3 protein-coding genes and 3 pseudogenes are annotated in these 5,379 nt (G+C 71.1%); 3 read left to right on the top strand and 3 right to left on the bottom strand.

The features are described from left to right. A pseudogene (locus GJ632_RS22470) lies at positions 1 to 249 on the top strand (hypothetical protein); the annotation flags it as partial. 29 nt (positions 250 to 278) lie between these two features. Here GJ632_RS22470 and GJ632_RS19080 read toward each other — a convergent pair. Then, positions 279 to 1,571 carry an MBL fold metallo-hydrolase gene (locus GJ632_RS19080; RefSeq protein WP_191453758.1) on the bottom strand — a complete coding sequence of 431 codons (1,293 nt, stop codon included), beginning with the start codon at positions 1,569 to 1,571 and terminating at the stop codon, positions 279 to 281. Between the two features lie 252 nt (positions 1,572 to 1,823). On the opposite strand from GJ632_RS19080, the pseudogene GJ632_RS19075 reads away from it, so the two are divergent. Together GJ632_RS19075 and GJ632_RS19070 are read left to right on the top strand one after the other, a co-directional pair. Next, positions 1,824 to 3,715, top strand: a pseudogene (locus GJ632_RS19075) (ABC transporter ATP-binding protein). Further along, entirely contained in the window at positions 3,708 to 4,076 is a 369-nt protein-coding gene (locus GJ632_RS19070; protein WP_343161264.1) for a hypothetical protein, read from the top strand. The pseudogene GJ632_RS19075 and the gene GJ632_RS19070 overlap by 8 nt, the downstream one beginning before the upstream one ends. Here the strand turns inward: GJ632_RS19070 and GJ632_RS19065 are convergent. Then, complete coding sequence (locus tag GJ632_RS19065) at positions 4,007 to 4,939, bottom strand: hypothetical protein (protein ID WP_191453757.1); 933 nt, start codon at positions 4,937 to 4,939, stop codon at positions 4,007 to 4,009. The two genes, GJ632_RS19070 and GJ632_RS19065, sit on opposite strands and share 70 nt — an antisense overlap. 56 nt (positions 4,940 to 4,995) lie before the next feature. Then, positions 4,996 to 5,297: pseudogene (locus GJ632_RS19060) on the bottom strand (hypothetical protein). Positions 5,298 to 5,379: the final 82 nt, after the last annotated feature.

Genomic DNA, 5,379 nt, shown 5'->3' with positions numbered 1-5,379 from the left:
GACGGACTCGGCGACGACGGAGACGGTGCCAGAGACACCGACGACGCGACGGACGGCCCGCGGTCGAACGACGAAGCGGCCGCGTCCGACCGCCGAGAGCGCGACGGTTCCGGCGGTGAAGACGGCGACAGGCGCTCGCGTCGACGAAGCCGGAACCGTTCGGCTCGGAACGTCGTCGCCGCGTTCGCCGTCGGCGTCGCCGTCGGACTCGCGGCCGTGGCCGCCGCGGCGGTCCGGTTCGCCCGGTGACCGGCGCGGGCGCGCTTCGACCCGCGGTCTCAGAGTTCGACCACGTCGCCCAGGCCGGGCGCGCGGGCGTCGAACCCGTCCGCCCGGAGCGTTTCGGCGAACCCCTCGCAGTCGTCGCCGTGGTTCACCAGAATCTCCGCGCCCGCGTAGTCGTCGAGGAACGAGCGGAGTCCAGCGCTGTCGGCGTGCGCGGAGAAGTCGTACATCTCGGCGCGGGCGGCGATGGGCATCGTCCGCCCGTCGATGTCGGCGCGGCCGTGTTCGATCAGGTCGCGGCCGGGCGTCCCCTCGACCTGATAGCCGGTGAGCGTTATCTTGTTCGTCGGGTCGCCGCGGACTTCGGGCACGTAGGTCATCGCCGGGCCGCCCGAGAGCATCCCGCTGGTCGTCACGATGACGGTGTTCTGGTCGGCGATGCGCCGGCGCTGGCCGTCCCGGCCGGTGACGAATCGCGCGTTCGCCTTCGCGCGCCGGAGGGCGTCGGCGTCGCGGACGAACTCCGGGTGCCGGAGGAGCATCTTCGTCACGTCCGTCCCCATGCCGTCGACGTAACAGTCCACGTCGTGGGCGTCGAGGACGAGGAGCATCTCCTGCGTGCGCCCGATGGCGAACGCGGGGACGACGACGGTACCGCCCTCCCAGACGGTCTGCTGGACGGAGTCGACGAACCGCCGTTCGACCGACGCACGGTCCTCGTGGTCCACGTCCGAGTACGTCGACTCGCAGACGACCACGTCGGCGTCGGGGCGGTCGGTGGACGGCGAGACGAGTCGCTGCCCCCGAATCGGCTCTCCGCGTCGGTTCGTGCGACTCGCGGGGGCGTCGCTCCCGCCGTGGTCGCCCGTGTGGAAGTCGGCGGTGTAGAGCAGGCGCGTCTCCCCGTCGTCCACGAGGACGTGCGCGCTCCCCGGGATGTGGCCCGCCTCGTAGAACGTCACCTCGTAGCCCGCCGCCGCGAACGGTTCGCCGTAGCCGTGCGGTTCCGACACCTGCGTCATCCGGCCGACGTGCGTCTCGGTGAACGGGCAGTCGTAGCGGCCGCCCTGCAGTTTCAGCGTGTCGCGGGCGAGCGTCCGCGCCAACTCCGCCGTCGGCGGCGTCCAGTGAATCGGCGGCCGCCGGTCGCCCGAGAGGAGCGAGGGCACCGCGCCGACGTGGTCCAAGTGCCCGTGTGAGACGACGACGGCGTCGGGTTCGGGAACCGAGACGGGGAACTGCGGGGGGTTGCCCGTCAGCATCCCGTAGTCGAGGAGGAGCGAGTCGTCCACGAGAATCGCCGAGCGCCCGACTTCGCCGACGCCCCCGAGGAACTGGAGTTTCATTGCCGCGTCCTATCGGCCCGAGGGGCTTTTCCCCGTCGGTTCTCGTCGGTCCTCGCGGCCGCCCGAGTACGGACGCGCCCCCGGACGAGTCGTCGTTCCCACCTCACCGTCGCACCGTGCGCCTCGTCGTTCCCACCTCGCCGTCGCACCGTGCGCCTCGTCGTTCCCACCTCGCCGTCGCGCCGTGCGCCTCGTCGTTCCCACCTCGCCGTTTCCACAGCGTTCATGTCACGCGCGTCACTTTCGGAATCAATGAGTCACGCGGACGAGAGCGCGTTCGACCGCTACCGCGCGGACGTGGAACGCCCCCTCGCGCGCCTGTTCCGCGAGTACGGCACCTCGCGCACGCGCTGGTTGGTCGCCGGTCTGCTGGCGAACCTCGTCGCGCAGGCTGCCTCGCTGCTCCCGCCCGTCGTCCTCGGAGAGGCCATCGACGCCCTGTTCGGGGAGACGACGACGGCGTACACGCTACCGTTCGTCCCGCAGTCGTGGATTCCCGCGACGGCCGAGGGCCAGTTCTGGTTCTCCGTCGCGCTCATCGCCGGGTCGTTCGTCGTCACCGGCGTGTTCACGTGGGTGTACGGCGTCGTCGCCAACCAGTTCGCCCACGACGTGATGCACGCCGTCCGGACGGACAGCTTCGAGAAACTGCTTCGACTCGACATGACGTTCTTCGACGACAAGCAGACGGGCGAGGTGATGTCCATCCTCAACAACGACGCCGGGAACCTCGAACTGTTCCTCGACAACGCCCTGATGAACTCCCTGCGCCTCGTCATCATGGTCGGCGGCATCGCGTTCGTCCTCTTCAGCCTCAACTGGCAGTTGGCGCTCGTCACCCTCGTCGCCATCCCCGCCATCGTCGTCTTTACCCTCTGGTTCATGCGCGTCGTCGCGCCGCGCTACCGCGCCCGGCAGTCGGCCACCGCGGGGTTCAACACCCGCATCGAGAACGGAATCAGCGGCGTCGAACTCGTGAAGACGACGGGCAGCGAGGGGTACGAACGCGAACGCGTCCGCGACGCCTCCCGCGGCGTGTTCGAGACGACGATGTCCGTCCTCAGACTGAGCTACTTCTACCGGCCGGGGATGGAACTGCTCGCCGGCCTCTCCTTCGCGGCGACGTTCCTCGTCGGAGGCTACTGGCTCTTCACGGGCACCGCACCCGGCCCCCTCACCGGCACGCTCGAAGTCGGGACGTTCGTCACGTTCATCTTCATGACGCAACGGTTTGTCGCCCCCCTCGCCGAGGTGTCGAACATCGTCGACCAGGTGCAGACGCCCGCGCCTCCGCCGAACGCGTGTTCGGCCTGTCGGACATCCCGGTGAGCATCGAGGACGACGGGGACGCCGTCGAACTCCGGGACCCCGAGGGCGTCGTCGCCTACGAGGACGTGTCGTTCGCCTACCGCGACGTGTTCGGCGAGACGGCCAGCGACACCGTCCTCGAAGACGTGTCGTTCGACGCCGAACCCGGCGAGACGGTGGCCGTCGTCGGCGAGACGGGCGCGGGGAAGTCCACCCTGCTGAAACTGCTGCTCCGCCTGTACGAACCCACCGCGGGCACCGTCCGCCTCGACGGCCACGACGTGCGGGACCTGACGCTCGGCAGTCTCCGCGACGCCGTCGGCTACGTCTCGCAGGACACCCACCTGTTCGACGGCACCATCGCCGAGAACGTCCGCTACGGCCGGTTCGACGCGAGCGACGAGGCGGTCCGGCGGGCGGCGAAGGCCGCGGAGGCCCACGGGTTCATCACCGAGTTGGCGGACGGCTACGAGACGCGCGTCGGCGAACGCGGCGTGAAACTCTCCGGCGGCCAGCGTCAGCGCATCGCCCTCGCCCGCGCCGTCCTCAGCGACCCGCCGGTCCTCGTCCTCGACGAGGCCACCTCGGCCGTCGATACGGAGACCGAACGCGCCATCCAGCGCTCGCTGGACCGCCTCTCGGCGGACCGGACGACGCTGGTCGTCGCGCACCGCCTCTCGACGGTGGTCGACGCCGACGAGATTCTGGTGCTGGACGGGGGCGCGGTGGTCGAACGCGGGAGCCACGAGGAACTGGTATCACGCGGCGGCGCATACGCCGACCTGTGGAACGCACAGACAGGGGCCGAGGCGTCGGTGGAGGCCAGCGATGACTGACCCCGACGACGCCGTGGACGAGGCGACGCGGGCGCGACTCCGCGAACTGCACGACCACCTCGCGGCGACGGCCGAACGGCCGGTCGAACGGACCGCGAGCGCGCACCTCGCGAGGCCGAGGCCGTCGCCGGCGACGTCGCGAACGACCCGTCCGTCTCGCCGTCGGTCGTCGAGACACGCGTCGAGACGGTCGGTGACCTCCTCTCACACGTCGACGAGACGGGCGACGACGAGGCCGACGACCACGTCGCGGCGGCGCGCGAACTGGTCGAAGCCATCCTCACCTGAGCCTCAGAACGGCGGCGCGGACCCGCCCTCGGCGACGACGACGGCCGCGTTCGAGAGCGACAGGCAGAGGTAGGCGAACGCCGGGACGAGGAGCGAGTCGCTCCGGTCGTATCCGTACGCGGCGACGCCGAGGACGGCGAGGTGGGTCACCGCGAACAGACCGCCCGCGAGCGAGTCTATCTCGGTCAGTCCCGACCCGACGGCGAGGGCGACGAACAGGGCGACGGGGACGGACGCCAGCGGTCGGAGGTCCTCGCGGGCGATTCGTTCGCTCGCGAGGACGGTCAGCGCGAGGAGGGCGACGAACACCACTACGCCGGCGAGTTTGCCCGCCTCCGGAACGGCCGTCAACCGGCCCGCACCGCCCGTCAGCGCGAATCCGGCGACGAGCGTCGTCGCGACGACGGCGCGCGGACCGTCGAACACGCGGCGGAGGCTCCCCTGCACGACGCCCTGACAGACCAGCGCGAGACCGGGCACGAGGACGGCCACGTGTACCCCGACAGTCGCCAGAAGTGGGACGAGCGACGGGGACGGACCGTAGTGCGTCCTCGTCAGCGACCGTACGGGACGCCCGTGGCCGTCCCGACCAGCGCGGTGACGCAGACGAAGGCGACGGGGACGGCGGCGGTTCAGCGCGAGGGGTCGCAGGTCCTCGCGGGGTAGGGGAGCGCGAACCCGGCGCGACGCCGCGTCGGGCGGCGTACGCGCGGACGAGGAGAGCGACGCCGGCGACGAACGGCCGCCGGCCGCGACGCCACCGGCGACGAACGCCGCCACCGTCGAGAGCGGGTCGAGTATCGGAACGAGCGAGTCGGCGACGAGGTGGACGACCCGCCGCCAGAGTGCGAGCGCACCCAGCACGGCGGTGACGAGGACCGACTCGCGGAGGAGCGCGCGATTCGGACGGACCGCGAACGGCGTTCGGAGGGACACGGGCGAGAAGACATATCAGCAACACTTAACGTTTTCCGGGAGGCGAGACGCGAACGCTACTCCCCGGTGGGGACGCGCGTCACCTGGAACTCGCGGTAGCCGCCGTAGGCGCCTCGAGCGCCCCGAGCCACCAGTTCCAGCGCTCGGGGACGGTCGAGTCGTCAGGCGCGTCCCGCAGGTGTCGCACCACCTCGTCGACGGTGAGGGGATGGCCCCGGTCGCGTTCGGCCTGCCCCGCGTCGGCGAGGTCCCGCGCCTGTCGGGCGACGACGCGGCGTTCGGCCTCGCTGCCGCCGAACGCGTCCGCCAGCGCGGTCATCAGCTTCTCGGGGTCGAACAGCGGCGGCGAACCGGACATACCGTCGCTTGGCGCTCGAAACGCAAGAGTCCGCCGGCGCGTCGCCTACGACACCCACGCGAGGAGGACGAACAGGCCGCCG

This window comes from Halogeometricum sp. CBA1124, assembly GCF_009741955.1.
Classification (GTDB): domain Archaea; phylum Halobacteriota; class Halobacteria; order Halobacteriales; family Haloferacaceae; genus Halogeometricum; species Halogeometricum rufum.
This window is presented reverse-complemented; position numbering and strand designations above follow the sequence as displayed.